24 protein-coding genes are annotated in these 25,004 nt (G+C 61.7%); 23 read left to right on the top strand and 1 reads right to left on the bottom strand.

The features are described from left to right. Positions 1-235 precede the first annotated feature (235 nt). Entirely contained in the window at positions 236-742 is a 507-nt protein-coding gene (gene radC, locus J2W94_RS08005) for a RadC family protein (RefSeq protein ID WP_310091970.1), read from the top strand. 191 nt (positions 743-933) lie between these two features. Here the strand turns inward: radC and J2W94_RS08000 are convergent, their stop codons facing one another. Continuing rightward, positions 934-1,239, bottom strand: coding sequence for a helix-turn-helix domain-containing protein (locus J2W94_RS08000; RefSeq protein WP_310091968.1), 306 nt, complete (start codon positions 1,237-1,239; stop codon positions 934-936). A 190-nt stretch (positions 1,240-1,429) separates the two neighbouring features. Between J2W94_RS08000 and J2W94_RS07995 the strand changes: the two genes are divergently transcribed. The 22 genes from J2W94_RS07995 to trbE all read left to right on the top strand — a co-directional run bounded on the left by J2W94_RS07995 (position 1,430) and on the right by trbE (position 25,001). Further along, positions 1,430-1,768, top strand: a complete 339-nt coding sequence (locus J2W94_RS07995; protein WP_310091965.1) for a DUF2958 domain-containing protein — start codon at positions 1,430-1,432, stop codon at positions 1,766-1,768. Between the two features lie 207 nt (positions 1,769-1,975). Next, the gene (locus J2W94_RS07990; RefSeq protein ID WP_310091963.1) at positions 1,976-2,698 is read left to right on the top strand and encodes a DUF2285 domain-containing protein; all 723 of its coding nucleotides are present in this window, start codon (positions 1,976-1,978) and stop codon (positions 2,696-2,698) included. Between the two features lie 109 nt (positions 2,699-2,807). Then, positions 2,808-3,035, top strand: a complete 228-nt coding sequence (locus J2W94_RS07985; RefSeq protein WP_310091961.1) for a helix-turn-helix transcriptional regulator — start codon at positions 2,808-2,810, stop codon at positions 3,033-3,035. Between the two features lie 9 nt (positions 3,036-3,044). Next, positions 3,045-3,878, top strand: coding sequence for a replication initiator protein A (locus tag J2W94_RS07980; protein WP_310091959.1), 834 nt, complete (start codon positions 3,045-3,047; stop codon positions 3,876-3,878). A 196-nt stretch (positions 3,879-4,074) separates the two neighbouring features. Beyond that, positions 4,075-4,722: a ParA family partition ATPase gene (gene parA / locus J2W94_RS07975; RefSeq protein WP_310091957.1), complete on the top strand. Its 648-nt coding sequence runs from the start codon at positions 4,075-4,077 to the stop codon at positions 4,720-4,722. 83 nt (positions 4,723-4,805) lie between these two features. Further along, complete coding sequence (locus tag J2W94_RS18160; protein WP_430540574.1) at positions 4,806-4,979, top strand: ribbon-helix-helix protein; 174 nt, start codon at positions 4,806-4,808, stop codon at positions 4,977-4,979. Beyond that, positions 4,976-5,440 (top strand): DUF2840 domain-containing protein, encoded by a 465-nt coding sequence (locus J2W94_RS07965; RefSeq protein ID WP_310091951.1) that lies wholly within the window; start codon positions 4,976-4,978, stop codon positions 5,438-5,440. The genes J2W94_RS18160 and J2W94_RS07965 overlap by 4 nt, the downstream gene beginning before the upstream one ends. Further along, positions 5,437-5,949 carry a S26 family signal peptidase gene (locus tag J2W94_RS07960; protein ID WP_310091949.1) on the top strand — a complete coding sequence of 171 codons (513 nt, stop codon included), beginning with the start codon at positions 5,437-5,439 and terminating at the stop codon, positions 5,947-5,949. Before J2W94_RS07965 ends, J2W94_RS07960 begins: the two co-directional genes overlap by 4 nt. Continuing rightward, positions 5,949-6,611, top strand: a complete 663-nt coding sequence (locus tag J2W94_RS07955) for a lytic transglycosylase domain-containing protein (protein WP_310091947.1) — start codon at positions 5,949-5,951, stop codon at positions 6,609-6,611. Before J2W94_RS07960 ends, J2W94_RS07955 begins: the two co-directional genes overlap by 1 nt. 449 nt (positions 6,612-7,060) lie before the next feature. Further along, positions 7,061-8,137, top strand: a complete 1,077-nt coding sequence (locus J2W94_RS07950) for a 3-deoxy-7-phosphoheptulonate synthase (protein WP_310091945.1) — start codon at positions 7,061-7,063, stop codon at positions 8,135-8,137. Positions 8,138-8,290: 153 nt separating this feature from the next. After that, positions 8,291-9,298: a DUF3363 domain-containing protein gene (locus tag J2W94_RS07945; RefSeq protein ID WP_310091943.1), complete on the top strand. Its 1,008-nt coding sequence runs from the start codon at positions 8,291-8,293 to the stop codon at positions 9,296-9,298. Positions 9,299-9,646: 348 nt separating this feature from the next. After that, positions 9,647-10,099 (top strand): I78 family peptidase inhibitor, encoded by a 453-nt coding sequence (locus tag J2W94_RS07940; protein WP_310091940.1) that lies wholly within the window; start codon positions 9,647-9,649, stop codon positions 10,097-10,099. Positions 10,100-10,324: 225 nt separating this feature from the next. Next, positions 10,325-10,966, top strand: coding sequence for an RNA polymerase sigma factor (locus tag J2W94_RS07935; RefSeq protein ID WP_310091937.1), 642 nt, complete (start codon positions 10,325-10,327; stop codon positions 10,964-10,966). A 5-nt stretch (positions 10,967-10,971) separates the two neighbouring features. Continuing rightward, positions 10,972-11,982, top strand: coding sequence for a FecR family protein (locus J2W94_RS07930; protein WP_310091935.1), 1,011 nt, complete (start codon positions 10,972-10,974; stop codon positions 11,980-11,982). A 127-nt stretch (positions 11,983-12,109) separates the two neighbouring features. Further along, a complete protein-coding gene (locus J2W94_RS07925) occupies positions 12,110-15,181 on the top strand; it encodes a TonB-dependent receptor (RefSeq protein WP_310091932.1) in 3,072 nt (1,023 codons plus the stop codon). Between the two features lie 166 nt (positions 15,182-15,347). Further along, complete coding sequence (locus tag J2W94_RS07920; RefSeq protein WP_310091929.1) at positions 15,348-18,254, top strand: M16 family metallopeptidase; 2,907 nt, start codon at positions 15,348-15,350, stop codon at positions 18,252-18,254. Positions 18,255-18,454: 200 nt separating this feature from the next. Beyond that, positions 18,455-20,410 carry an IncP-type conjugal transfer protein TraG gene (traG, locus tag J2W94_RS07915; RefSeq protein WP_310091926.1) on the top strand — a complete coding sequence of 652 codons (1,956 nt, stop codon included), beginning with the start codon at positions 18,455-18,457 and terminating at the stop codon, positions 20,408-20,410. Then, complete coding sequence (locus tag J2W94_RS07910; RefSeq protein WP_310091924.1) at positions 20,407-20,874, top strand: CopG family transcriptional regulator; 468 nt, start codon at positions 20,407-20,409, stop codon at positions 20,872-20,874. The genes traG and J2W94_RS07910 overlap by 4 nt, the downstream gene beginning before the upstream one ends. 38 nt (positions 20,875-20,912) lie before the next feature. Then, positions 20,913-21,824 carry a P-type conjugative transfer ATPase TrbB gene (gene trbB / locus J2W94_RS07905; RefSeq protein WP_310093648.1) on the top strand — a complete coding sequence of 304 codons (912 nt, stop codon included), beginning with the start codon at positions 20,913-20,915 and terminating at the stop codon, positions 21,822-21,824. A 161-nt stretch (positions 21,825-21,985) separates the two neighbouring features. Then, entirely contained in the window at positions 21,986-22,330 is a 345-nt protein-coding gene (locus tag J2W94_RS07900) for a TrbC/VirB2 family protein (RefSeq protein WP_310091923.1), read from the top strand. Further along, positions 22,327-22,587 carry a VirB3 family type IV secretion system protein gene (locus J2W94_RS07895; RefSeq protein WP_310091922.1) on the top strand — a complete coding sequence of 87 codons (261 nt, stop codon included), beginning with the start codon at positions 22,327-22,329 and terminating at the stop codon, positions 22,585-22,587. The genes J2W94_RS07900 and J2W94_RS07895 overlap by 4 nt, the downstream gene beginning before the upstream one ends. Then, positions 22,584-25,001, top strand: coding sequence for a conjugal transfer protein TrbE (gene trbE, locus J2W94_RS07890; RefSeq protein WP_310091921.1), 2,418 nt, complete (start codon positions 22,584-22,586; stop codon positions 24,999-25,001). Before J2W94_RS07895 ends, trbE begins: the two co-directional genes overlap by 4 nt. Positions 25,002-25,004 lie beyond the last annotated feature (3 nt).

Here is a 25,004-nt window from a genome sequence, read left to right as displayed (position 1 = left end):
TGCAACTGCGAGGCTATGGCCATTGCACGCGGCCACTGGAGAGAGTTCTCGCCGTTCTGGAGCTAAAAGCGGGGCAGCCTTTTTGTTTCCTCCACGGTACCACGGCGTTCTCGCCGTCAAGGGCTGCGCGCCATTGGCGCTGGTGTCCTGCCGGCCGTCTTCGACCCCTGACTGCTCCGCTGCGCCGTGCTGGCGCCGGTTCCGGGCAATTCCGCCCTGAGATCGGAGCACAGACATGATGCAGTTTTCTTCCCTTATCGATTCTTCGCTGTTCCTGCGCGATGAGCAAGGGCAATACCTGCCGGCGACACGGGAGCAGATCCTGGAGATCGCACGGCGGGTGGTCGACCTGCAGGTACGGGACGGCATGTTGTTTTCCTCGCCGGCGGTGGTGAAGTCGTTCCTGGGAACGAAGCTAGCAGGTTACGAACGTGAGGTGTTCGGAATGCTAAGTCTGGATACCCGGCATCGTTTCCTGGATTTCGCCGAGCTGTTCCACGGCACGATCGACGGGGCTGAAGTGCATCCGCGCGAAGTGGTGAAGCGCGCGCTTAAGGTCAATGCGGCGGCAGTGATCATCGCTCACAACCACCCGTCAGGTGATGCCGAGCCGTCCGCTGCGGACCGGGCGGTCACCGCACGCCTGAAGCAGGCGCTGGCACTTGTCGATGTACGGTTGCTGGATCATTTCGTCGTGGCCGGACCGAACATCATGTCTCTGGCCGAAAGAGGCTGGGTCTGAACTTCGGGGGAGCTTCGGCTCCCTCTTTTTGATTCGTCCGTGGAGCCCCCAAGGAGCGCAGGCATGACCGCTCCCTGACGTATGAGAAGATCGATCGTGAAGACAAAATCGGTATCACGTGCCGTTGCAATTTTCGTCAATCAACCGTTGACAGGCTCTGCGCGCTCAGGTGGTCAAGCCCATGTTGCGGATCATCCGCGAGGAGGTTTGAACCAAGTCTTCGACAGGCCAGCTTCCGTAGCCGACATTAACTGGGCAGAACTGCATTCCAGCGCTGCGGCGATCTTCAGGATGAGCGACAGGGTTGGCATGTGCTCCCCGCGTTCGATCTTGCCCATGTGCGACCGCTCGACGCCTGCCCGGAAGGCAAGCGTTTCCTGAGCGATGCCTTGGGCGGTGCGCGCCGCCCGAACGGCCACTCCGAATGCCAGCGCGGGTTCGGCCTCAAAGGTAGTAGCGCCGGTAGGCCGGCCACGTTGAACCGTGCGCTTTTGCATAGACAAAAGCGTCAGCGACCAGCACAATCTTAACCACGTTATATTTAACTCATTCGGGAGCTGGCCTCGCGATGCCACCAATTGGCTATGTGCTTTTCATATTCTCTGGAATTGCGCAAGATGCAGTCATACGTAAATATTTCACACGGATGATGCTTATTGACGGGAACAATAGACAGCGATCACCAGCGTGAACTCTCTTATATCCAGCGAAATGCGCGCCCTGTTGTTAGCTAACGGTGCGCGCTCAGCCAGACACGAAGATCACGACCCATTTCCTGTCGTGAAATTGTTCGTACCTGATGCTGGCGCAGTTTGGTTGTTGACCGAACTGGACCCGGACGACCCGGACCTGGCTTATGGTGTTTGTGACCTGGGGTTAGGTGCCCCCAAGCTCGATTACGTCCGGCTATCGGATCTGGCGGCACTAGCGGGGCAGCCTGTCTGTTGTGATATCGCCTTCGTAGCCAAGCAATCCCTCAGTGCCTACTTGCGTGATGCGCAAGCGCTTGGATTGACCCGTACGTAAGCGGCTCGGCGTAGACGCCCTTCACTACGGACGAATGAGAAAACGTACATAACCGTATTGTTGGAAACACGCCTTTACGCTTCTACGTATTTCTGCACGCAATAGTGCGAAGCTGCTCCCGTTTCTGAGGCGGTTCACCTCAATTCATCTTGTAGTGCACGCCTGCGGCGACAATACTGCCGTTTTGAACAACTCACAAAAAATGCGATGACGGAGATTCACCGCAGTTGGCAGCCCTCGGCTGCCTATTTGTATGTGCTGCATTTGGATGCGCCCAGTACCGCTTGGGAATTCCTGCGGCGGAACCCGCGGTACCGCGAGCAATGGCAAGGCTCGGACGAGGATTCGGATTGGGGGCTGTCCTTCGCGGAAGACCCTTCGCTCGATGCACGTCAGGCACGTCCGATCTGGTGCGTCGGCCAGCGTCCCGTCGTACGATTGATCCCGCATACCGATCCTGCCGCTCAATGCTTCGATCTATGGGCCATTCCGGGCCGCAAGTCGCTGACACATGAAGGCCAGCACCTCTGGTTACAGGGAACCTCAGGCCGGGAACTGGTCAGACTGACCCTGTCCCCTGACATGCGCAACGGCGAACCCTTTGCGTACGCGATGCCGGCCGGTGCCGAGCACAAGCAGTACCGATTCACTCTGGAGACGGCGCTCGGCTTGTTGCAGGGGACGCGGGCGAACACAGTCACCGCGCTTAACCGTCCACCGCGTAGCGCCACGATCCACATGCGTGCCTTGCAGGCGCTGGATGGAACGCTGGCAGGCGCCACACAGCGCGATATTGCTGTGGTGTTGTTCGGAGATGAACGCGTAGCCGAGCAATGGAACCCGGATAGCGAGTTGCGCGCACAGGTGCGCTATCTGGTGCAGCGCGGGCGGGAGCTTATGGAAGGCGGTTACCGCGACTTGCTGAACTGACCCGGAGAAATCTGCCACTCCGCAGATTGTCCCTGCACAACCGTAGTCTGCCTCACAAGACTGGCCCCAACCGGCGGCGCTTCGCTCGCCGTGGAAGGAGACTGTCTCGATGTCCCAGGCTGCGACCCCGCGCGATACCCCTTACCTCACCAACGCCGAAGCCGCCGAGTTCCTCAAGCTCTCGCCGCGTACGCTGGAGAAGCAGCGCGTGATCGGCGGAGGGCCACGCTTTCGCAAGTTCGGCCGTCGCGTGGTCTACGCCATTGCCGATCTGGAAACCTGGTCGGCCGAGCGAACCTGCGAGACGACCTCCGATCCTAACTACCCGGTGCGCTGAGCGTGCGCGGTGTCACTTCCCAGCGACAACGAGCGCTTGTCATTGGTGCGCTTCAGTGCCTTGCCTGGCGTGTTTGCGCCACGCGATGTGCAAGATCTGATGGCTTGGCCGTTCTTTTCGCTGGCCAAGTCGCGGAGGACTGTACCTATCGACTTCCGGATGGGCGACGTATCGATTCGGATGGAAGGCACGATCGAACACGGCCTGGCCACGATCTGGGACGCCGACGTGCTGATTTGGGCGGCATCACAACTCGTACAAGCTCGCGATGCCGGGCTGCAGACCTCGCGGCTGATAGTGACCACGCCCTACGAGATCCTGCGCTTCATCGGCCGCGGTACGTCGCTCCGCGACTACCAACGCCTGCGCGCGGCCTTCGACCGGCTGCAGTCCACCACGGTGGCCACCTCGATCCGGCAGCAAGGCGCCCGGCGCCTGCATCGCTTCTCCTGGCTCAACGAGTGGAAGGAGCGCAGCGAACGAGGGCGGCCGTTGGGCGTGGAGTTGGTCCTGCCGGACTGGTTCTATGCCGGTGTGCTCGACGAGCATTTGGTGTTGACGCTGGATCGTGCGTACTTCGCGTTGACGGGCGGGCTGGAGCGCTGGTTGTATCGAGTCGTTCGCAAGCACGGCGGGCGACAGGTGAGCGGATGGCGTTTCGACTTTCGCCACCTACACGCCAAGTCTGGAAGCCTTTCGCGCTACGCCGACTTCGCTTTCGATCTGCGGCGGATCGTGCAGCGCCAGCCATTGCCCGGGTACGTGCTGGGCATCGTCTTCACTGCTCATCGCAACGAAGTGCTGGTCTTCCGTGCCGTGCACGGCACTGTGGACAAGTCTTGAACAGTGTCGTGCTATCAGGCGCAAACCCTATCGTGCTATCAGGAGTGTCAGCCTCGTGCTATCAGGCGTGCGAAGAGGGTTCAAGTCCTTGTCCTGCTTATGGAATTCGGACCCGTAACGCTTCTAACTCTAAATCCTATGGATTTAGGCTAACGTCGAGCGCTCCACGAAATCTGTGGATAAGCGGTGATCGGCCATGATTATCGCCTTGCTCAACCAGAAGGGTGGCGTGGGCAAAACCACGCTGGCCACGCACCTTGCTGGCGAGCTCAGCAACGGCGGCAAGCAGGTCACAGTGATCGATGCCGATCCGCAAGGCTCGGCGCTCGACTGGTCTCAGAAGCGCAGCCAGGCCGGCGGGCGCCGCCGCTTCGGCGTGGTCGGCTTGGCGCGCGAGACGTTGCACCAGGAAGTGCCAGAGCTGGCACAGCGTACCGACTATGTCGTCATCGACGGGCCGCCGCGCGTGACCGCGTTGGCCCGGTCGGCGATCCTCGCCGCGGACCTGGTGTTGATTCCCGTACAACCTTCGCCCTTCGATGTCTGGGCCAGCAGCGAAATCGTGGCCTTGGTCAACGAGGCGCGGATCTTCAAACCCTGGCTCAAGGCCGCGTTCGTGGTGAACCGCTGCATCGTGCGTAGCGTCATCGGACGTGAGTTGCGCGAAGTGCTGGGCGAGCAGGAGTCGCGGCCTCTCCCCGTACTCGCTTCGACCCTGAGCCAGCGTGTGGTGTTTGCCGAAGCCGCCGCGTTGGGGCGGCTAGTCGATGAGATCGACGATCGAAGCCGGGCGGCGCAGGAAGTTAGCCGCTTCGCCGATGAGGTCAGAGGATGGCTACGGTGAACGGTCGACGTATCGGCTTGGGGCCTCGGCCCGCAAAAGACCCTGGCGCCGACGCATGGGTGCGCAGTGGCAACGGCGAAACTATGCAGCCCAGCAAAGCCGAGCTCTACACCGCACGGCTGACCATCGACGTGACCCCTGAGTTGCGGGGGCGCATCAAGGTCGTGGCATTTCAGCAGGGCATGACCGTCGCCGAGATGCTGCGGCAATTGCTCGAGCGCGAGTTTCCAGAAGCGGAGCAGGAGGGAGCGCCATGACTCCCCTGACCCGCGTCCGGTTGGTATTCGTGGCCGACCGGCTCAACCAGTGGCTGCGTTTCGGCAAGCCCATAGCTGAAGACGTGCCGGATCCACACTACCGCTATGTGTACTTCGCGCCGGGGTCTACTTTCGGGCTGGTGGACTGGCAGGCCAACGAATATGGCACGGTGCGCTGGTGCTTGAGCATCCTGCGTGCCGCGGGTCCCGGCGAACGTATCGCCTGTTTCGCTGATGTGGAACCTGGCGCGCAGTTGATGCTGCACGTAGCCACACCCGCCAAGACACGACGCGTGCTGCAGCTGATCGATGCGATCGAAACCCAGGGCATCGACCCTGAGGAGGTAAGCGAAGACTACTGGCGCGTGCTGCACCAGCGCCTAGTCGCAGGCATCGATCCGCCGGCGTACTCAGCCACCGAGCACGCCGCCGTGCGGCGTCGCCGCGAGCTGTTGTCATGACACAGCGACGACGCAAGATTCTCTTGGGCGTCGCTGCCGCGGCGGTGGCGTTGATCAGTCTGGCCGCTTTCGTGCGGTGGCCGGTCTGGCTGATCTACAACCCCAGCGAAAGTGCCCCGGGGGGTTGGTATACCCAGCGAACCGTGCATGCGCTGCAACCGGGCACGCTGGTATTCGCACGCCTGCCGGCCGCCGCAGCGGCATTGGCTGATGGGCGCGGTTATCTGCCGCGGCATCTGCCGATTTTGAAGCACGTCGGTGCGATAGAAGGGCAGAGGGTGTGTGCAGAGAACGGCTTGGTCCGCATTGAGCGGCGGATCGTGGCCATCGCTCGTACGCGAGATGGCCGCGGCCGTCCGCTGGTGCCCTGGAGAGGCTGCCGCGCGCTGGCGCATGGAGAAGTGTTTTTGTTCGCCACGCGCAGCCGGGCCTCGTTCGACAGTCGGTACTTCGGCCCGGTCCAGCATGAAGCGATCCTGGGCGAGGCGGTACCGCTGTGGACATGGTGATGCGAGCTCGTCTTGCCCTCTGCATGCTGGTGACAGCACTGCCCCCTCAGCCGGCATCGGCCTGCGATCTCGCTCGTTGGCAGTCGCACATCGCCGAGGCTTCCCGGAAATACGACGTTCCGAAAATCTGGATTCGTGCGGTTATGCAGGCCGAGAGTGCAGGTTGCGCTACGCTAGATGGTCGTCCGATCCGCTCATCGGCCGGCGCCATCGGGCTGATGCAGCTGATGCCGGCGACTTGGGCGGAACTGCGGCAACGGTATGGGTTTGGCGAAGATCCGGACGATCCGCGCGACAACGTCCTGGCCGGAACGGCGTATCTAGGGGAACTGGTGAATCGCTTCGGTGCGCCGGGCGCATTCGCTGCCTACAACGCCGGTCCTGCCCGCTATGAGAAATACCTGCTTGGGCGGCCGCTGCCGCCGGAGACCCGCCGTTACCTCGCGCAGGTGTCCAGCGATGCCGGCATTGCAGAGACGCCGACATCGGTGGTCAATCACTCAGACCTTCCTCCTGCCGACCCGCTGTTTGCGGTCAATGGAGCCGTGCGTCCTGCTTCGCTCTCCCTTGCCACCGAATCACCGGATGAGCGCCTGTTCGTTCGCTTGCGCCATGGACGCGATCGGCATACTGAAAGTGAGTCGGCCGATACGCAGGAGTGAACCCGAATCGCCGAGGTGGGAGCGGAAGCGAGTGCCGAAGAGCGGAGGGCAAGATAGAAGGGGACGGCACGCGCGCGTGGGTAAGTGTGTGTCACCACTAGCATTGTCACGGCACGCATCGCGACAGCTCGGTGCCGCACGCATTGCCAAGGGCTTGTCCCCGCGGGCGATCAGGCGTGCCGTTTGCGTCGGTTCCCGCTGGGATACGCTGGAGTCTTCGGTCGGCGACATGCTTGGCCAATTGCCTTGTCATCCCGAGCTGTGCTATCAATCGCCTTGTGACCCATACCATCCTCCGCGACTATTTCTGGTTTTACGGCTTTCCAATGCCGGCGGCGGAAGGGGTGCGCACGATCTAACGATCACACGAGTTTCCCTTGAAAAGCCGCCAACGTCCCTGGCGGCTTTTTTAATGTCGTCGGGAAGTGGCACCCAATCGGAGCCCTGCCTTGAACATACGTACCGACGACCTGCGCATCCTCGACATCCAGCCCATCACCGCCCCCGAAGTAGTGATGGACTCCTATCCCGCCACTTCTGCTGTTTCGATGACCGTTGACCGCGCTCGGCGTGCGTTGCGGGACATCCTGCACAGACGCAACGACCGCTTGATTGTGGTGATCGGGCCGTGCTCAATCCACGACGTGCAGGCCGCACTCGATTATGCGCAGCGTCTGCAGCACCAGCGTCAGCGCTTCGCTGACACCTTGGAGATCGTGATGCGCGTGTACTTCGAGAAGCCGCGCACAACCGTGGGTTGGAAGGGCTTGATCAACGATCCGCGGCTGGATGGCAGCTACCGCATCGACGAAGGGCTGCAGACAGCACGCCGATTGCTGCTCGACATCAATGCGTTGGGATTGCCGGCTGGCTGCGAGTTCCTGGATATGATTACACCGCAGTACATCGCCGATCTGGTGGCCTGGGGAGCGATAGGTGCGCGCACGACGGAGAGTCAGGTTCACCGCGAATTGGCCTCCGGCCTATCGTGTCCGGTGGGCTTCAAGAACGGCACCGAAGGCAACATTCGAATCGCGGTGGACGCGGCTCAAGCGGCAGCGCATTCGCACCGCTTCCTGTCTGTGACCAAGCAAGGCCGCAGCGCAATTGTCACCACTCTCGGAAATGAAGACTGCCATGTAATTCTGCGTGGCGGTCGTACGCCGAACTACGACGCAGCCAGCGTGGACGCCGCCGGCGCCGCTATGGTCAGCGTGGGCTTGACCCCCAGGGTGATGATTGATGCCAGCCATGCCAATAGCGGCAGGCATCCCGAGCGGCAGCCTGCGGTGATCAACGACGTTTCCGAACAAATAGAGGGAGGCGAGAGCCGTGTCATCGGCGTGATGGTTGAGAGCCATCTTGTGGCCGGCCGACAGGATCTGATTGATGGCTGCGCATTGGTTTATGGGCAGAGCGTTACCGATGGTTGCCTCGGCTGGGACGATTCTGTACGCGTACTTGAACGCCTTTCACGGGCGGTTGAGGTGCGCCGCCGATTCGAACCTCTCGCCCTTATCGCTTAGCGAAGGGGGTTGGTAACCTCTAAGAACTACGCTCGACTTGGTTTCGTTAACAGGTGCAGGGAAGTACGTTGGCGCCTCGCAAACATGCCATGCGTACTGTAAGAGCGGAGGCTTGTGAGCCAATGTCCTTGGGGAAAATGCGAGAACTGGATCGTGTCTGAGCCAAGAGACGAGTACTTCGGTGTGCGCCTCGGACCGCCACGCGATGGCGATCAGGCTCGCGCGCCGCGATTCATCGGCCAGGTACTCAAGGCCTCGTCCAAAGCCGGGCGTTCTATCGGCCGCACGCTGACGCCGCCGCGGGTGCATCCAGGCGCTGCGCTTGGGCGCGGCCATGCCGCCGCTAGGTTGGCAGGCAGAGGTCTCGACCATCGCGCCCGCCGCGTCATCATCAAGACCCGGCTGGTGGTACTCAAGCAGGCCGGCGCCCGTTCCACCGAGAAGCACCTGCGCTACATCGAGCGTGACGGCGTGACCCGTGAAGGTGGACCCGGTCAGCTATACGGCCCGGATACCGATGCCGCCAACAGCGCCGCTTTCGAGCGACGCGGGCGTGAAGACAGGCACCAGTTCCGCATAATCGTCTCGCCGCAGGAGGCCGTCGCGCTGGGCGATCTGAAGGCCTTCACTCGCGCCCACATGGCCCAGGTCGAGCGCGATCTGTGCACTAAGCTTGATTGGGTCGCCGTCGATCACTGGGACACCGACAACCCACACATCCACCTGGTATTACGCGGCAAGGACGATCGTGGCGCCGACTTGGTCATCGCCCGCGGTTATATTGCCTTTGGCATGCGACGCCGAGCATCGGAACTCATTACGCAATGGTTGGGCCGGTGCAGCGAGCGCGAGATCACGCAGGCACTAGAGCGCGACGTTCGGCAGGACCGCTGGACAGAGCTGGACCAGGCGCTGTCGGCCGGCGTCCGCGACGGCGTTGCCGATCTGCGCAACGTGCCTGGTGACCTGGGACGGCGCAAGCGCAGGGCGTTGCTGGTTGGGCGGCTGCAGTATTTGTCCGAGCTTGGCTTAGCGGAGAAGAGACAGGGTCCACACTGGATTCTGCGGCCGGACGCGGAGCGAGCACTGCGGACGATGGGTGAACGCGGCGATCTCATCCGTACGACGCAGCGCACGTCGGCGCGCGGGATCGAGCGTTAGCGAAGTGGCGCCATTCTGCAGTCGTCGTGTCGGTCGGATAAAAGCTTCTTCACTATCACGGCGTGCTATAGGCTTGGATTAGTGACCGATACTTCAGTGGCGCTTTTGGAGCAATCGGCGGCCGCTTCCGTGATCGCGACCGCCCGCGCCGGAGCGATCGTGGCAACCGGTGCCTTAATATCTAAGCGTAGCCCCTCTTTGCCTCCTGGTCACCGAACATGCGGCAATGGAAGGATCGTCGATTAGCTGCGCGAGTACTTGCGTAGTAGCTGACCTGATGGCCATCCGCGGGTTATAAGGTTCCCTGAGCGACTCGAACGCAAAGACCACAAACGCAGGAGTGTGGCCATGTTTCCATCGTCCCCACACGTCATGCTGTTGATCGCCCTCGCCGCGGCGTTGACGTGTTCGCTTGCAGCTTGCAACGCGACGTCTTCACAGGAGGAGGGCGCGGAGAACACACAGATGAGCGAGGATCCCGCGCCGCTGCCGGAACCCGTCAGCATTACACCCCCGGCAACGGAGCTGTCGCCTTCAGTCTCCTCCGGACCAGCGGCGCCCGCCGATCCCGTGCATTCGCCGTTCGACACCAGCGCGATGCGCTGTGATGCCGCGCGCGCACAGCTGGCAATTGGCAAGGCAGCCACGCAGGAGGTGATAGACCGAGCTATCGCTGACAGCACATCGAGCGCCGTACGCGTGATCAGGCCGGGCGATGCGGTGACCGACGACTTCAACGAGGACCGCCTCAACCTTGAGGTCGACGCCCGCAACACCATCATCCGGGCGACCTGCGGTTGAGTCAGCGGTCGCATTGGTCACTAGTCCAGTTGTTCAGCATCGTCGAAGAAGTTTAGCGCGAGTGCTTGCTGTACTGCAGCATGCGTGCTTCCGATCCGTCGCTGGAAAGCCACCAAAACACGGCATTGGTCGTCCCAAGGTAGGGGGGCTGCCTTCTTCGGCATCTATATAGGCTTGGGTTGAGCTCCGAGTAGGGCTGATGTTCCTCCAAGAAGTCATCTGCATTTGCGCGGCACCATTGTCTGGGTTAAAAAACCGGCACAGAACGACGATCACAGAAGGCGCGCGATGGCGCATGGGCAACCCAATCTCCTCGATCTCCGGCGAGACTTTCCCGCCGAGGAGCAGTATCTGGACGAGGAAGCTTTCGATGCGTTCGCCCGTGCGCAGCAGAGCCACCTGCTGTGCTATTTTCGTAGCCACTTGCCCAGTGACGAGGACGCTAAGGACGCTGCCCAGGAAAGTCTGATGCGGCTTCTACGCTATCGTAACAGCGAGCCGGCTAGCACTTGGCGTCCACTGCTGTTCCGGATCGCCAGCAACATCGTAGCCGAGTTCTTCCGCCGCGGCGCCGTGCGAGGTCTCAACAAACACGTGTCTCTGGCCGACGAGGTTCTGGTGTCGCAGGTGCCAAGCCAGGAAGACCTGATCGAACAGGGGCAACGCGAAGCGTTGCTGCGATCTGCCATCGTCGCGCTACCACCTCGCTGTCGGCAGGTCTACATGCTCAGCCGCGTCGACGGTCTGACATATCCGCAGATTGCGAAGCACTGCGGGATCTCAGTGAAAACTGTCGAGAAGCACATCATCCATGCCCTTGCCCTGCTGCAGCAGTGGGTAGGGGGCAGAGCCGATGGTGCATTGTAATCAGTATGCATACGAATCCTCAGACGATTGATGCGGAGGTCAGCACCGCAGCGCGGCGATGGCTGGCGCGGTTGCATGGGCACGACTGCACCGAGTTCGAGCGCGCCGCATTTCGGCGGTGGTATGAGGCCGAGCCTGCTCACGCGACCACCTACGACGAGCTGCTCGACATATGGCAACGCAGCACAGCCGTGCACAGTCATGACGACGCTGCCTTCGCTGCTGCACTCCGTGAAGCCCGACAGCCGCCATGGTCGCGCCGCCTGAGCAATTGGATGCCACAGATGGCGGCAGCTGCCGCCATCGTTGTAGTAGTTGCGGGGCTATTTTTGTATCTGGCGCCTGGTGACTCCCCACAGGTGCGATATGCCACCGTGATGGGCGAACAGAGCACCATCGCCCTGGAAGATGGTTCGCAGCTCGTACTCGACACCGGTACGGAGGTTGAGGTGCAGTACGGTCGACGGGAACGCAACCTGACTCTTATGCACGGGCAGGCTGAGTTCCAGGTGCAGCACGATCCTGCGCGGCCGTTCGTCGTCCATGTAGGACACGGCACCGTCACCGCAACTGGTACGCGTTTCCAGGTGCGAGCAGAGCAAGGTGTTAGCGCAGTCACCTTGCTGGAAGGACAGGTCGTCGTCGCCGCGCAACCAGCGCCGTCTGGACTTTCTGGTGCCACCGCTACGCTGGCGCCGGGCGAACGCGTCACATTCGAGTCCGACGGTCGGCTCAGTCCGCGGCAGAGCCTACGCGAAGCCGACATGACGCGCCTACGCGCCTGGACCGGTGGGCAGCTTGTGATCCGCGACTGGCCACTGGAGAAAGTGCTGGCCGAACTCAACCGCTACTCGGCCATCCAACTGGAACTGGGTGATCCTGCTCTGCGTGATCTGCCCATCAGCGGTCGTTTCAAGACCAGCGATCCACAGACCTTCGCGCAGTCCCTGGAGTATGGCTGGCCGATCCGCGCTGAACGGCCAACCGATGATCGGATCGTACTGCGACGCAGGTAGCGCGTAAGCGCGCACTTTTTGATGCTATGGAGGGGTTGCGCCCTCCCTGCATTGTTCTAGGCATACATCTGCTGTACGACACTGCATGGTGCGGTGGGACGGCGGGCCGTATTGCCTAGGGGAATACATGAACAACAACAACCGTCCCATCGCCAAGAAGATCCTCGCGCGGCGGTCTTTGTTCGCTGCCATTCTGATCGCCATGGTCGGCGCTTCCGCCGCTGCCCCTGTATTCGCACAAACCAGTGAAGCGCCACGGAGTTACACCATTCCGGCAGGCGATCTGGGTGATGCGCTTGATAAACTGGCGAGCCAAGCCGGACTGCAGATCGTTTACCCCGGCAACCTGGTGCGCGGAAAGAAGGCAACGGCTCTCAGCGGTCAGCAGACATGGCGTGAGGCACTGCAGAAGCTGCTGACAGGAACAGGTTTGACCTGGGGGATGGTCAACGGCAAGACCATTGTGATCAAGCAGATCGATGCGGCGCCGGGTGGGAGCGCGGGAACATCTTCTCAAGGCGAACGCGGGCGCGTCGAGCCGTTGGTCGAGCAGCTAGCCGACCCGACCGAATTCGAGCCGATCGTCGTTACCGGCTCGCGTATTCGTCGCGGAGCGTCCGAGTTCGCGGTGTCGCCGGTTACGATCTTCGATCGCGAGCAGATCGAACGATCCGGAGCAGTGAATATCGCCGACTTTCTGGGCCGGATGAGTCAGAATGAACACAACGTCTTGGATCGTGAGCACAACGGGGAGCTTCAAAGCGCGAAGCCCAGGATAAATCTGCGGGGCCTGGGTGCGGCAGCCACTCTGGTCTTGCTCAACGGCAGGCGCATGCCGCAAACAGGACGCGGCACGTCCCGTGGAGGTACCACGCCCAATGATGCTGTGAACTTGGCCAGTATCCCGTTGAGCGCCATCGAGCGGATTGAAGTGCTCACCGATAGCGCCAGCGCTGTTTATGGCTCTGACGCAATCGGCGGTGTTGTAAATATCATCACCCGGGGAAACTATTCCGGCCTGGAATTGAGCGGCCAGTACGGCCAGACGTCTAGGGACGACGCAGAAGAGCGACAATTAAGCGCTCTTTGGGGAGGCAGCGGACAGACAGCGAGTGATCGGCAATATTCGATCACGCTGGGCTTTGACGCCTATGACTTCGCCGGGTTGAAGGCCAGTGAGAGATCGTTCGCATCGCAACCCGACTACTTCAGCAGCGGCGGACGTCCGCCGAGGACGGTCAACCGGGTCCAACCCAACGCCAGAGCGGGAACCGTTACGGCGATTGGTAGACCAGGGATGCTGCTGCCGGGCTTGGGGACCGATTTCGTGGCGATCCCGGAAGGTCAGGATGGGCGAAGCTTGACCCCCGCCGATTTCGACGAAAACGCGCCGATCGAACCGGCGGAAGTGGACCGGTCCCGCTACCGCTGGATCATGCCGAGCGATGAGCGTCAGTCGATGACGTTGGCCAGCGAACTCGACCTCAGTCCGGATGGAGGCGTCTGGTTTACGAACGCATCGTTCTCCCGCAACAAGATATACACCGAGGATCTGCCGCCAATGGCGACGATGGACGTGCCGGCGAGCAATCCATTCAATCCCTTCGGTGTGGATGTTCGGGTGGCCAAGGTCTTCTACGAACTCGGTCCCTCGTGGAGAGCGGTTACCACCGATGCCACGACATTAACGACCGGGATCAGGGGGGACTGGCTCGATGGCTGGCACTATGAGTTCAGTGCTGACTATAGTCGCACCACCGAAGACACCAGTACGTTGCCGGGATCTTTACGGCTTGATCCCTACCCGGTCGATATTTTCGACCCGGACTCGCCCTACATCACTCCGATAGGCTACTACCTGCTCCAGGAAACCGACCCGACAAGAGCCCTGAACGTTTTTGGAGATGGACGCACGACATCACCAAACACCAACGAGCTGATTCGCCAGCTGCTTACGATCTATAAATACTCGGAAACCTCCGAGAACACGGCCGTCACCTTCAATACCGATGGGCGTCTTCTCGATTTGCCGGCTGGGCCGGTAAGAGCTTCCGCCGGTGGCGAACTGCGTCGCCAGCAGTTGGATATCCATCAGAACACTGTCGGCAATTCCGCTTTCAGTCTCGAGGACAACTACGCTCAGGATTTCGCCGCGGTCTATGGCGAAGCAGCCGTACCATTGCTGGGGCCGACAAGCGGCGCGCCATTCACCCGATCTCTGGAGCTAACCCTGGCCGGGCGCGTGGACTATGAGAGTGTATTTCGCAACACGGTGGCGACGCCACGCATCGGGCTGCTATGGCATCCCACCGACAGCGTTGCACTGCGAACAAGTTATAGCCGGGGTTACAAGACGCCAGGCTTGCAGGTGATGTTCAGCAGAGGCTGGGAGGCAAGCCAGTACGTGAATACCGTGGATCCGGTGACTGGTGAAACGGTTGGATTTGTGGATGTCACTGTCGGCGGAAATCCGGACCTCGACCCGGAGAAATCCGAGTCATGGAACGTCGGCTTCGTCTTTCGACCGACATGGTTAAAAGGAGCATCGCTCTCAATCGACTGGTATGACATCGACTACAGGAACCGTGTGGTCGGGCCGATAGTGAACCCAGAGGCGCTCGTCCTCTTCAATCCGGAGCGGCTGACGCGCGATCCCACTACAAACGCCATCACGCGTATCGATGCGCGATCGCTGAACATTGGTGCTTCCAGAGTCCGCGGGGTTGACCTGCGCGCTCGCCACAGCTTTCAAACCGATCGTTACGGCGATTTCGACACAATGATCAATGCCACTTACAACATCGACAACAAGGAAGTTGCGCCGTCTGGCGTCGAGGTAATCGATCTCGTCGGCCTTACGATTCCACGGGTTCGGGCAAACTCCAGTCTATTCTGGAGGCGCGGCTCTTACGAGATCGGCGGGACGGCATCGTATATCTCGGCAGTGAAAAATCTCGCATACGAGAACTTCGGATATCTGCCGCGAAAGATCGACGAATCTTTCAACCTCGACTTGCAAGCGAGCTTAGACCTGGGCGAGTTAGTTCGGAACAAGGGGTTGCTTAGCGGTTGGCGGATCACGTTCGGCGTCAACAATGTCTTTGACACGCTTCCGTCACCCACAGATGGCGACGGTGGTTACGCCAACCTTGATCCCCGAATGCGGCGTTTCTACGTTTCCTTTCGGAAATCGCTCTAGAACCGCGTGATTGAGTGACGATCAGGTCTCACGACCGCTTGCCCATGCGCTTCGGCGCAGAGCAAGTGATGAGACGACGAGTCCAACAATACTCCACGCTCTGAAGCGAGGCGGCAATGCGCTGCCCACAGATCCGGCTCCATATCCCCTAACTCAAGGAATAAGCATGCTCTCACTTGCCCGCGGCGTCGAAGGTCGCATCGCCGCAGTCTCTCAGGCGCTGGGCCAGGTAGTCGCCGCGATCGTGTTTGCGGCAATCGTCTCGTTCCCCGCCGGGAGCCAAACCCAAGCCTTCCTCGATGCAGCCGCCACGCCCCGGAAAGGGGAACGCACTCTTGATTGGCCCTCCCAAGAAAGCGATCTGACACCAGACCCGAATGTGCGCTATGGCCGCCTCGCCAACGGCATGCGTTATGCGATCCGCTCCAATGCCACCCCCACAAAGACGGTATCGATCCGCATGCGCTTCAACGTAGGCTCACTCATGGAGGCGGACGACCAGCAAGGGCTGGCCCACTTTCTCGAGCATATGGCCTTCAATGGCTCTGAGAACGTTCCCGAAGGTGAGATGACCCGGCTCCTGCAGCGTCATGGGCTCTCGTTTGGCGCGCATACCAACGCCTATACCGGTTTCGATGAGACCGTATACAAGCTTGACGCGCCCAATGTCGAAGAAGCAACGTTGCGCACAACCTTTTCTCTAATGCGGGAACTCGCCAGCAAGCTGGCCATCACGCCCGACGCTGTGGATCGCGAACGTGGCGTCATTCTCTCCGAAGAGCGCGCACGGAATACGCCGGCCTACCGCGCAGCCGATGCGCGATGGCGTGCACTGCTTCCACACGCGCTCTTTTCCAAACGCTCGCCCATCGGCATTGTCGACGTTATCCGAAACGCTCCGGCGCAGCGATTGAGGGATTTCTATGAATCCTACTATCGCCCCGAGCGTGCGTTCTTTGTCGTCGTAGGCGATCTCGACATCGACGCCACGGAGGTGCGTATCCGGGAGATGTTCGCCGACTGGAAACCTGCTCGGCCAGACCCAGGTGATCCAGACTTGGGAAGTATCGCCGGCGGCGCAGAAGCTGCATATTTCCATGATCCGCACAGCCCTACTGCAGTTTCGGTTACAACCTTGCGCGAGCCGGTGCGAGAAGCCAACACAAGTGCGTCAGTGCAGCGATCGCTATTACGCAGGATAGGCAACGCAATTGTCTCCAGGCGTCTCGAGACGCTAGCTCGCGCCCCCGGGGCGCCGCTCCACGGCGGACAAGCCAGTGGCGCGGAAATGCTCGATACGGTGGACGTCTCGGCAGTAGATCTGGCTTCACAACCAGGAGATTGGGAGCGCGCACTCACAATCGCTGAACAAGAACTCCGCCGAGCTGTCGAGCACGGTTTCACGCAAGCCGAAATCAGCGAAGAGATCGCGCGCAACAGAACCTTCTTCCGGACTGCGGCCGTCCAAGCCTCCACCCGCTCCAGCAGCGGGCTCGCGGACGAGATCGTAGGTGAATTCAGCAATTGGGGCGTCGACATGGCGCCCGGTGACGAGCTTGCGGCATTTGAGCGCATCGCCCCGTCGATGACGCCTGACGCTGTCCATCAGGCATTTCGCGCCCAGTGGGACGGCCTGTCTCCTCATGTTTTCCTCAGCTCCAGCCAGGAGATCGATAATTTTCGTCAGCGCGCGCGCAATGCCATCGATGCGGGCCGTCGCCACGGGACGGCAGTTGCGGCAGAAGCGGCGGCCCCAGGCTTTGCCTACACCGATTTCGGTCCTTCCGGCGCCGTGGTGGAGCGCAGTGTGATCGAAGACCTAGGCATCACGACGATCCGCTTCGCGAACAATGTTCGACTCAATATCAAACCTACAAAGTTTGCGGCCGACTCTGTTCTGGTCAGCGTGCGCTTCGGCGGCGGCATCCTGGAACTTCCCGCGGATAAACCGGGACTGGGTTTCCTCGTCGGCGCGACCACCGGGGGAGGGCTGCAAGCCCACAGCTCCGAGGAATTGCAACGCATCCTTGCCGGACGAAATGTTGGCGTGCGCGTTGGCGTGGTCCCCAATGCATTTTCGTTTGACGGTCGCACCACGCCGGAGGACCTAGAACTCCAGCTCCAGCTTATGACAGCCTACCTCGTTGCACCCGGCTATCGGGATGAAGGCTTGGTGCAGTTTCGCCAGGGCATTCGAAGCGAGACAAGAACGTTGGACGGTACACCAAATGGTGTCGCCCAACGCGACGTGCCCCGCCTCGTGCGCTCCGGGGATCGGCGCTATGGAATTCCGCCTGAAGAGGAGACGCTGGCACGCAACTTCGATGAAGTGCGACAGGCACTCTTGCGCGCGAGTCGATCTGGAGGGATTGAAATTGGCATGGTGGGCGATGTCGACATAGCGCGTGCAACGGAGCTCGTTGCCAAAACCTTTGGCGCTTTGCCTGTGCGATCTGCGAGCGAGCCGCCGTTCGACGAAGCCCGAAGCATTTCGTTTCCGGCCGCCACGCCCAGTCCAGTGGTGCTAAACCATTCGGGTGAGGCCAATCGAGCCATGGCGCTGGTGTTCTGGCCTACGCTCGACGATAGCGATGCCCAAGCGATGCGAACGCTTGAACTTCTGCGCAGCGTCCTATCGCTCAAGCTCATAGAGCGCGTCCGCGAAACAGACGGTGCGACCTATGCGCCATCGACCGAGGCGCTATTTGCGCATGCCAACCCGGGCTATGGCTACATCGGCATCTCGCTCGACCTGGCTCCGGTAGACGTCGATCGGTTCTTTCCTGTCCTGGACGAGATCGCAGCGGACTTGGCCGGTGGTCAGATCAGCGAAGACGAGTTGGCGAGAGCACGTCGTCCGATCGTCGATCAATTCCGCAATGACCAGGAGAGCAATGCCTATTGGCTTTCGCTGGTCACCACGGCTCAGTCGGATCAGGTTGCGCTAAGTCGGCACCGGAGGACGGCAACTGACTATCAAGCCGTGGCCGTTCGCGACCTGGCGGCTGCGGCGCAGCGCTATCTCCGCCAAGACCGTGCGTATCGGATAGCCATCTATCCAGCCAAACACTGATCCGGGTATCCGGTCTTTGGAAGTTGAAATCCACACCGCCGACTAAAGCAGCAAGCCCAGGTTGGTCGATTGCGCACTGCACGAACGAGGCATCGCCGCAAGAGAGCGGGGAGGAGATGCTGCGTCGGTGGTGGTTTCTCCATACACCGGCGTAGTGCATGGCGGGAGGATTGGGGTTTGGACGGATGGAGCCGATGTGCATGGCCTCTACCAAGATGTCGTTGTTGCAGATCTCTTTGGCCTGTCTGCTCGCTTTGGTGGGCCTTTGGTCAGCGACGCAGTGGACCGCCGGCACCCTGGGGCACGATCAGCGTCTAGGCGCGCCCTGGTTCCACCTGCGGGGCATGCCGGTCTATCGTCCGTGGCAACTGTTCCCATGGTGGTTAACTTTCGAGGCACAGGCGCCGCGGGTCTTCAACCTTGGCGGGCTGATAGCGGCCGGTGGCGGCCTGCTTGCCGCAGCGGTCGCTGGCGTCGCTCCTATGCGGCGCGGACGACATGCACCAGCGACAACCTTCGGCTCGGCGCGTTGGGGCACGGGGACCGATGCGGTAGAGGCGAGGGTGATCGCACGTTCTGGTGTGTTCCTTGGCCAGCTAGATCGGGACTATCTGCGTCACGACGGTGCGGAACACGTCATGACCTTTGCGCCTACGCGGTCAGGCAAGGGCGTCGGTCTAGTCGTGCCGACACTCTTGTCCTGGCCGCATTCGGTGGTAGTACACGACATCAAGGGCGAGAACTGGCAGATCACCGCTGGCTGGCGTGCACGTTTCAGTCACTGTCTGCGCTTCGACCCCACTGACGCGCACTCGGCTGCTTACAACCCGTTGCTGGAAGTGCGCCGCGGTACGCAGGAGGTGCGTGACGTGCAGAACATCGCCGACATCCTGGTCGATCCGGAGGGTGCGCTGGAGCGACGCAGCCACTGGGAGAAGACCGGTCATGCCCTGCTGGTCGGCGCCATCCTGCACGTGCTGTATGCCGAACCGGACAAGACCTTGCACGGGGTGGCCAACTTCCTGTCCGATCCGGTGCAGCCTTTCGAAGCGGCGCTGTGGTCGATGATGTCGGTCAAGCATCTGGGCGATGCCACCCATCCGGTGGTGGCCAGCGCCGCCCGTGAACTGCTCAACAAGAGCGAGAACGAACGCTCCGGAGTCTTGTCCACGGCGATGAGTTTCCTGGGCTTGTATCGCGACCCCACGGTGGCGCAGGTGACTTCGCGCTGCGACTGGCGCATCGCCGATCTCGTACAGGCCGATTGCCCGGTGTCGCTGTACCTGGTGGTGCCGCCCTCGGACATTTCCCGCACCAAGCCGCTGATCCGGCTGCTACTCAACCAGATCGGCCGTCGCTTGACCGAAACGATCCCCGATCCGCCACCTGCGCCAGAGCCGTGGATTCGCCGTTGGCTCGACAGGAGGGCGGTGAGCGCGAGCGATGCGGCCGAAGGAAAGCCCCCACAACGCCATCCACTGTTGTGGATGCTGGACGAGTTTCCCGCACTGGGACGGCTGGACTTCTTCGAGTCGGCATTGGCCTTCATGGCCGGCTACGACATGCGAGCCTTCCTGATCGCCCAGTCGCTCAACCAGATCGAGAAGGCCTACGGCCCCAACAGCTCGATCCTGGACAACTGCCACGTACGCGTGGCCTTCGCCGCCAATGACGAACGCACGGCAACGCGAATCTCCGAAGCCCTTGGCACGGCGACCGAAGTGCGCCAGCACCGCAGTTTCGGCGGAGACCGATTCTCGTTCTGGCTGGATCATGTGAGTGTGTCGATGCAGTCTTCGCCGCGGCCGCTGCTCACGCCTGGCGAGGTAATGCAATTGCCGCCTGACGAGGAGATCGTGATGGTCGCCGGGCATCCGCCAATTCGGGCGAAGAAACTACGCTACTTCGAGGATCGCAACTTCCTGCCGCGTTTGCTCCCACCGCCTACGTTGTCGGAAAGTGGCTACGTCGATCGGCCTACGCCACGGCCCGATCACTGGACAGGGAGCGTCATCGCCCGGCCTGACGCGCTTACCGCTTATGTGGCCGGCGCAGTGCGTAGTGATCTGTTGCTGGACGATACCGCGGTTGCGTTGCCTGCACTTCGTTCGCAGCGTCGCGTCTCGCCAGATCCGCTAGAGGGGATCACGCTATGAGCCGCGCCCGTCTTAACGTGTTTCTAGAGCGCGAGCATGCTCAGCGTCTGGAGGAGCTGTCGGCAATGAAGGGCTTGTCCAAGTCCGGCATCATCGCCGCCGCGCTCGCCTCATTTCTGTCGCCTGATGGCGGAGACCGTCGTGAAGCCGCCATGGCGCGCCGGTTGGACCGATTGAGCCAGCAGTTCGAGCGGTTGGAGCGCGACCAGACCATCTTGATCGAGACGCTCGCGCTGTTCATCCGACACAACCTGGCGGTGACTGCACCGATTCCAGAGGCGCATCAGGAAGCGGCACGGGCGCAAGGCCGGTTTCGCTTCGAGCAGTTCATTGAGCAGCTCGCGCGCCATCTGCAGCGCGGCCAACGGTTGGTCAAGGACGTGATCGAAGAGGCGACGCCGGGTGAGGGCGAGTTCTTCGCGGAAGGCAATGAGACGACCAGTACTCCTGAGACGGCAGCGTGACAGACGCCAGTACGAACGGCATTGACCGCCAGGTACAGATGCTACGCACCGCGATGGGACCGGTGATCGCCGCCGCGCTGGCCGATCCGCAAGTGGTCGAGGTCTTGCTGAATCCGGATGGCTCGCTGTGGCTGGACCGATTGCGCACCGGGCGCGAGCCGACAGGGGTGACGCTGATGGCGAATGATGCCGAGCGCATCATCCGACTGGTCGCCGCGCACGTGCATGTCGAAGTGCATGCCGGCGCGCCGGTGATATCAGCTGAGCTGCCGGAAACTGGCGAGCGTTTCGAGGGCGTCTTGCCGCCAGTCACGCGTGCGCCGACCTTCGCCATCCGCAAGCGTGCGGCCGGAGTGATTCCGCTGTCGAACTATGTGGAGGCGGGTGTGATGACCTCGGTGCAAGCGGAACTTCTGCGCCACGCAGTGCGGAAGAGATGGAACATTCTGATTGCCGGGGGCACCTCCACCGGCAAGACCACACTGGCCAACGCGCTCTTGCAGGAAATGGCGGGCACCGGCGATCGGGTCATCCTGCTGGAGGACACGGTCGAACTGCAGTGCCTGAGTGATGACCACGTGCCGCTACGCACCAAGCCAGGCGTGGTGTCCATGGCCGACCTCGTGCGCTCCACCCTGCGCCTGCGGCCGGATCGCATCGTTGTGGGCGAGGTGCGCGGCAGCGAAGCCCTTGATTTGCTCAAGGCCTGGGGCACCGGCCATCCCGGCGGCATTGCTACCTTGCATGCGGGCTCGGCTTACGGCGCGCTGGTGCGGCTGGAGCAGCTGATTCAAGAAGTTGTCGTCACCGTGCCCCGGGCACTGATCGCGGAGTCCGTCGACTTGATCGTGTACATCAGTGGACGCGGTGACGCACGGCGCATAGAGGACATCGTGCGCGTGACCGGTCTGCAAGACGACGGCTATCGACTGGAGCCTGCGTCCACGTAGACGGAGAGACTCTTCACGCCGCTCTTTCTCCCTCCTCATGCAACGAGGAGACAGAGATGATTCTGATCTGGCCCTCTCACTCGACGTCGCATCCCCCGCTCTCTCGGCAGGCGACGGCAACCACGGGTGAGAGGGTCAACTGAACTCACGGGGAGTGGACCATGGCAGCGCGCCGAATCAGCACCAGGAATTTTCTGGTCGAACACATCGATGGTGTCTTGCTGATTCTGCTGGCGATATGCCTGATCGGCACCGCGAAGGCCGCCGGCTCCAACATGCCTTGGGAAGGGCCGCTGCAATCGGTTCTGGAGTCCATCGAGGGTCCGGTAACGCGGGTGGTCGCGGTGATCGTCATCGTGGTCACCGGATTGACCTTGGCCTTCGGCGATACCGGCGGTGGATTTCGTCGCCTGGTCCAGATCGTGTTCGGCCTGTCGATCGCGTTCGCGGCTTCTTCCTTTTTCCTGTCCTTCTTCAGTTTCGCTGGCGGCGCCGTAGTCGCATGACCCCGGGTTTCGAGATCCCGCTGCATCGTGCGCTGACCCAACCGATCTTCCTGGGCGGTGCCCCGCGCTCGCTGGCCATCGTCAACGGCACGCTGGCTGCGGCGGTTGGCATCGGCCTGCAGCTGTGGTTGCCGGGTGCCTTGCTGTGGGTGGTGGGCCACGCACTGGCGGTATGGGGCGCGAAGCTCGATCCGCAGTTCGTCGAGGTCTTCGCCCGCCATATCAAGCACAAGCCTTACCTGGACGTGTGCCCGTGATGGCCCTTGCCGAGTACCGTCGCCGCACTGCCGTGCTGGCCGACTACCTGCCTTGGGCCGGTCTGGTCGGCCGCGGAATCGTGTTGAACAAAGACGGCAGCTTCCAGCGCACCGCGCGTTTCCGCGGGCCGGATCTGGACAGCGCCACCGAGGTTGAACTGGTTGCCACCGCCGCGCGCTTGAACAACGCACTCAAGCGGCTGGGGACCGGCTGGGCAATCTTCGTCGAAGCCGGACGTCGACCCGCAGTCGGATATCCGGATTCGGTTTTTCCGGAGGCTTTGTCGTGGCTGGTCGATGAAGAACGACGTGGTCGGTTCGAAGAAGCCGGGGCATTGTTCGAGAGCCGCTACTACCTGACCCTGGTATACCTGCCGGCGCCCGAGTCGCGAGCACGTGCGGGGCGCCTGCTCTATGAAGCCAATGGTGTGCGAGGGGTGGATTGGCGCGAACAGCTCGGCCGCTTCTCTACCGAGACCGATGGCTTCCTGGGCCTGCTCGAAGGCGTCATGCCGGAGATCGCCTGGCTGGACGATGCGGCCACGCTGACCTACCTGCATGGCACGGTCTCCAACCAGCACCATCCGGTGGCGGTGCCGGAAATGCCAATGCATCTGGATGCCTTGCTGGCCGATACGCCGTTGAGCGGTGGCGTGGCGCCGAAGTTGGGGGACGCCCACTTGCGGGTGATCACGTTGCGCGGCTTCCCGAACTCGACTTGGCCGGGAATGCTGGATGAGCTCAATCGCATGGGCTTCGCCTATCGCTGGTCCACGCGCTTCATCTGCCTGGACAAGGCGCAGGCTGAGCATGAATTGACTCGCCTGCGGCGGCAATGGTTCGCCAAGCGCAAGAGCGTCGTGGCGCTGCTGCGGGAGTCGATCTTCCAGCAGGAAAGTCCGCTGGTCGATACCGATGCAGCCAACCAGGCCGCCGATGCCGATGCCGCGCTGCAGGAGTTGGGCAGCGATGCGGTCGCGTTCGGCTATGTCACTGCCACCGTAGTGGTCAGCGATGTCGATGCCGGTGCAGTAGAGGAACAACGCAAGGCGGTGGAGCGGGTGGTGCAGGGCCGCGGCTTCATTGCCCTGGCCGAGACACTCAATGCGGTGGAAGGGTGGCTGGCGTCGATTCCAGGACATGCCTACGCCAACGTGCGACAGGCGCTGGTGTCAACCTTGAACCTGGCGCACCTGATGCCGTTCTCGGCGGTGTGGGCGGGTCCCGAGGGCAACGACCACTTGGCCGGACCGCCCTTGATCGTGACCCGTACCGAGGGCGCCACGCCGTTCCGGTTGGTCACCCATGTGGGCGATGTGGGACACACGCTCGTGGTCGGACCGACCGGTGCTGGCAAGTCGGTGTTGCTGGCCATGCTCGCGCTGCAGTTTCGCCGTTACCGGCATTCGCGGATCTTCGCCTTCGATCTGGGACGCTCAACGCGAGCCACGATCCTCGGCCTGGGCGGCGAGCATGTCGATCTTGGCAGTGACGGGGATATGGCGTTCCAGCCCTTGGCGCGCATCGACCAAGTCGGTCATCGCAGTTGGGCGGCAGAGTGGATCGAAGCGTGTCTGACCCATGAAGGCATCGCGATTGGTCCGGGTGAGAAGGACGCGATCTGGTCGGCGCTGAACAATCTTGCCGCAGCGCCAGTTGAGCAGCGCACGTTGACTGGACTGTCGGTATTGCTCCAGTCCAATGCGCTTCGTCAGGCGCTTCAGCCCTATGTGCTGGGCGGTGCCCATGGCCGGTTGCTCGATGCCGATCATGACCGTCTCGGATCGGCGGACGTGCAATGTTTCGAGATGGAAGAGCTGATGCACAGCAAGGCCGCCACGCTGGCGGTGCTGCGCTATCTGTTCACCCATCTGGAAGCGCGCTTCGATGGAGCACCGACCTTGTTGATACTCGATGAGGCCTGGCTGTTCCTCGACGATCCGGCCTTTGCGGCCCGGATCCGTCAGTGGCTCAAGACCTTGCGCAAGAAGAACGTGTCGGTGGTGTTCTCCACCCAGTCGCTGGCAGACGTGCGCGACTCGGTGATCGCCCCGGCCATCATCGAGAGTTGCGCCAGCCGGCTGTTCCTGCCCAACCCGCAGGCACTGGAGCCGGAGATCCGCGGAATCTACCAGGGCATGGGCCTCAATACGCGCCAGATCGAACTCATCGCCCAGGCCCAGCCCAAGCGCGATTACTACTACCAATCGCGGCTGGGCAATCGCCTGTTCGATCTGGATCTGGGATCAATTGCGTTGGCGTTCGCCGGGGCCTCCACACCCGAACACCAGCGTTCGATTGATGCGGTGCTGGCGCAGTCAGGGGAAGAGGGCTTCCTCGGTGCATGGCTGCGTCAGCAGGGGATCGATTGGGCCGCGGGACTACTGAAGAGCTTTCCATCCTTAGAGGAGTAAGTG

The sequence above is a fragment of the Pseudoxanthomonas sacheonensis genome (genome assembly GCF_031455975.1).
In the GTDB taxonomy this organism is placed as follows: Bacteria; Pseudomonadota; Gammaproteobacteria; order Xanthomonadales; family Xanthomonadaceae; genus Pseudoxanthomonas_A; species Pseudoxanthomonas_A sacheonensis_A.
This window is presented reverse-complemented; position numbering and strand designations above follow the sequence as displayed.

What these genes read in the sequence shown, in the direction of transcription:
- radC (WP_310091970.1), top strand. Translation starts at nt 236, where the DNA reads ATGATGCAGTTTTCTTCCCTTATCGATTCTTCGCTGTTCCTGCGCGAT.
- J2W94_RS08000 (WP_310091968.1), bottom strand. Translation starts at nt 1,239, where the DNA reads ATGCAAAAGCGCACGGTTCAACGTGGCCGGCCTACCGGCGCTACTACC.
- J2W94_RS07990 (WP_310091963.1), top strand. Translation starts at nt 1,976, where the DNA reads ATGACGGAGATTCACCGCAGTTGGCAGCCCTCGGCTGCCTATTTGTAT.
- J2W94_RS07985 (WP_310091961.1), top strand. Translation starts at nt 2,808, where the DNA reads ATGTCCCAGGCTGCGACCCCGCGCGATACCCCTTACCTCACCAACGCC.
- parA (WP_310091957.1), top strand. Translation starts at nt 4,075, where the DNA reads ATGATTATCGCCTTGCTCAACCAGAAGGGTGGCGTGGGCAAAACCACG.
- J2W94_RS18160 (WP_430540574.1), top strand. Translation starts at nt 4,806, where the DNA reads ATGCAGCCCAGCAAAGCCGAGCTCTACACCGCACGGCTGACCATCGAC.
- J2W94_RS07965 (WP_310091951.1), top strand. Translation starts at nt 4,976, where the DNA reads ATGACTCCCCTGACCCGCGTCCGGTTGGTATTCGTGGCCGACCGGCTC.
- J2W94_RS07960 (WP_310091949.1), top strand. Translation starts at nt 5,437, where the DNA reads ATGACACAGCGACGACGCAAGATTCTCTTGGGCGTCGCTGCCGCGGCG.
- J2W94_RS07955 (WP_310091947.1), top strand. Translation starts at nt 5,949, where the DNA reads ATGCGAGCTCGTCTTGCCCTCTGCATGCTGGTGACAGCACTGCCCCCT.
- J2W94_RS07940 (WP_310091940.1), top strand. Translation starts at nt 9,647, where the DNA reads ATGTTTCCATCGTCCCCACACGTCATGCTGTTGATCGCCCTCGCCGCG.
- J2W94_RS07930 (WP_310091935.1), top strand. Translation starts at nt 10,972, where the DNA reads ATGCATACGAATCCTCAGACGATTGATGCGGAGGTCAGCACCGCAGCG.
- J2W94_RS07925 (WP_310091932.1), top strand. Translation starts at nt 12,110, where the DNA reads ATGAACAACAACAACCGTCCCATCGCCAAGAAGATCCTCGCGCGGCGG.
- J2W94_RS07920 (WP_310091929.1), top strand. Translation starts at nt 15,348, where the DNA reads ATGCTCTCACTTGCCCGCGGCGTCGAAGGTCGCATCGCCGCAGTCTCT.
- traG (WP_310091926.1), top strand. Translation starts at nt 18,455, where the DNA reads ATGGCCTCTACCAAGATGTCGTTGTTGCAGATCTCTTTGGCCTGTCTG.
- J2W94_RS07910 (WP_310091924.1), top strand. Translation starts at nt 20,407, where the DNA reads ATGAGCCGCGCCCGTCTTAACGTGTTTCTAGAGCGCGAGCATGCTCAG.
- trbB (WP_310093648.1), top strand. Translation starts at nt 20,913, where the DNA reads ATGCTACGCACCGCGATGGGACCGGTGATCGCCGCCGCGCTGGCCGAT.
- J2W94_RS07900 (WP_310091923.1), top strand. Translation starts at nt 21,986, where the DNA reads ATGGCAGCGCGCCGAATCAGCACCAGGAATTTTCTGGTCGAACACATC.
- J2W94_RS07895 (WP_310091922.1), top strand. Translation starts at nt 22,327, where the DNA reads ATGACCCCGGGTTTCGAGATCCCGCTGCATCGTGCGCTGACCCAACCG.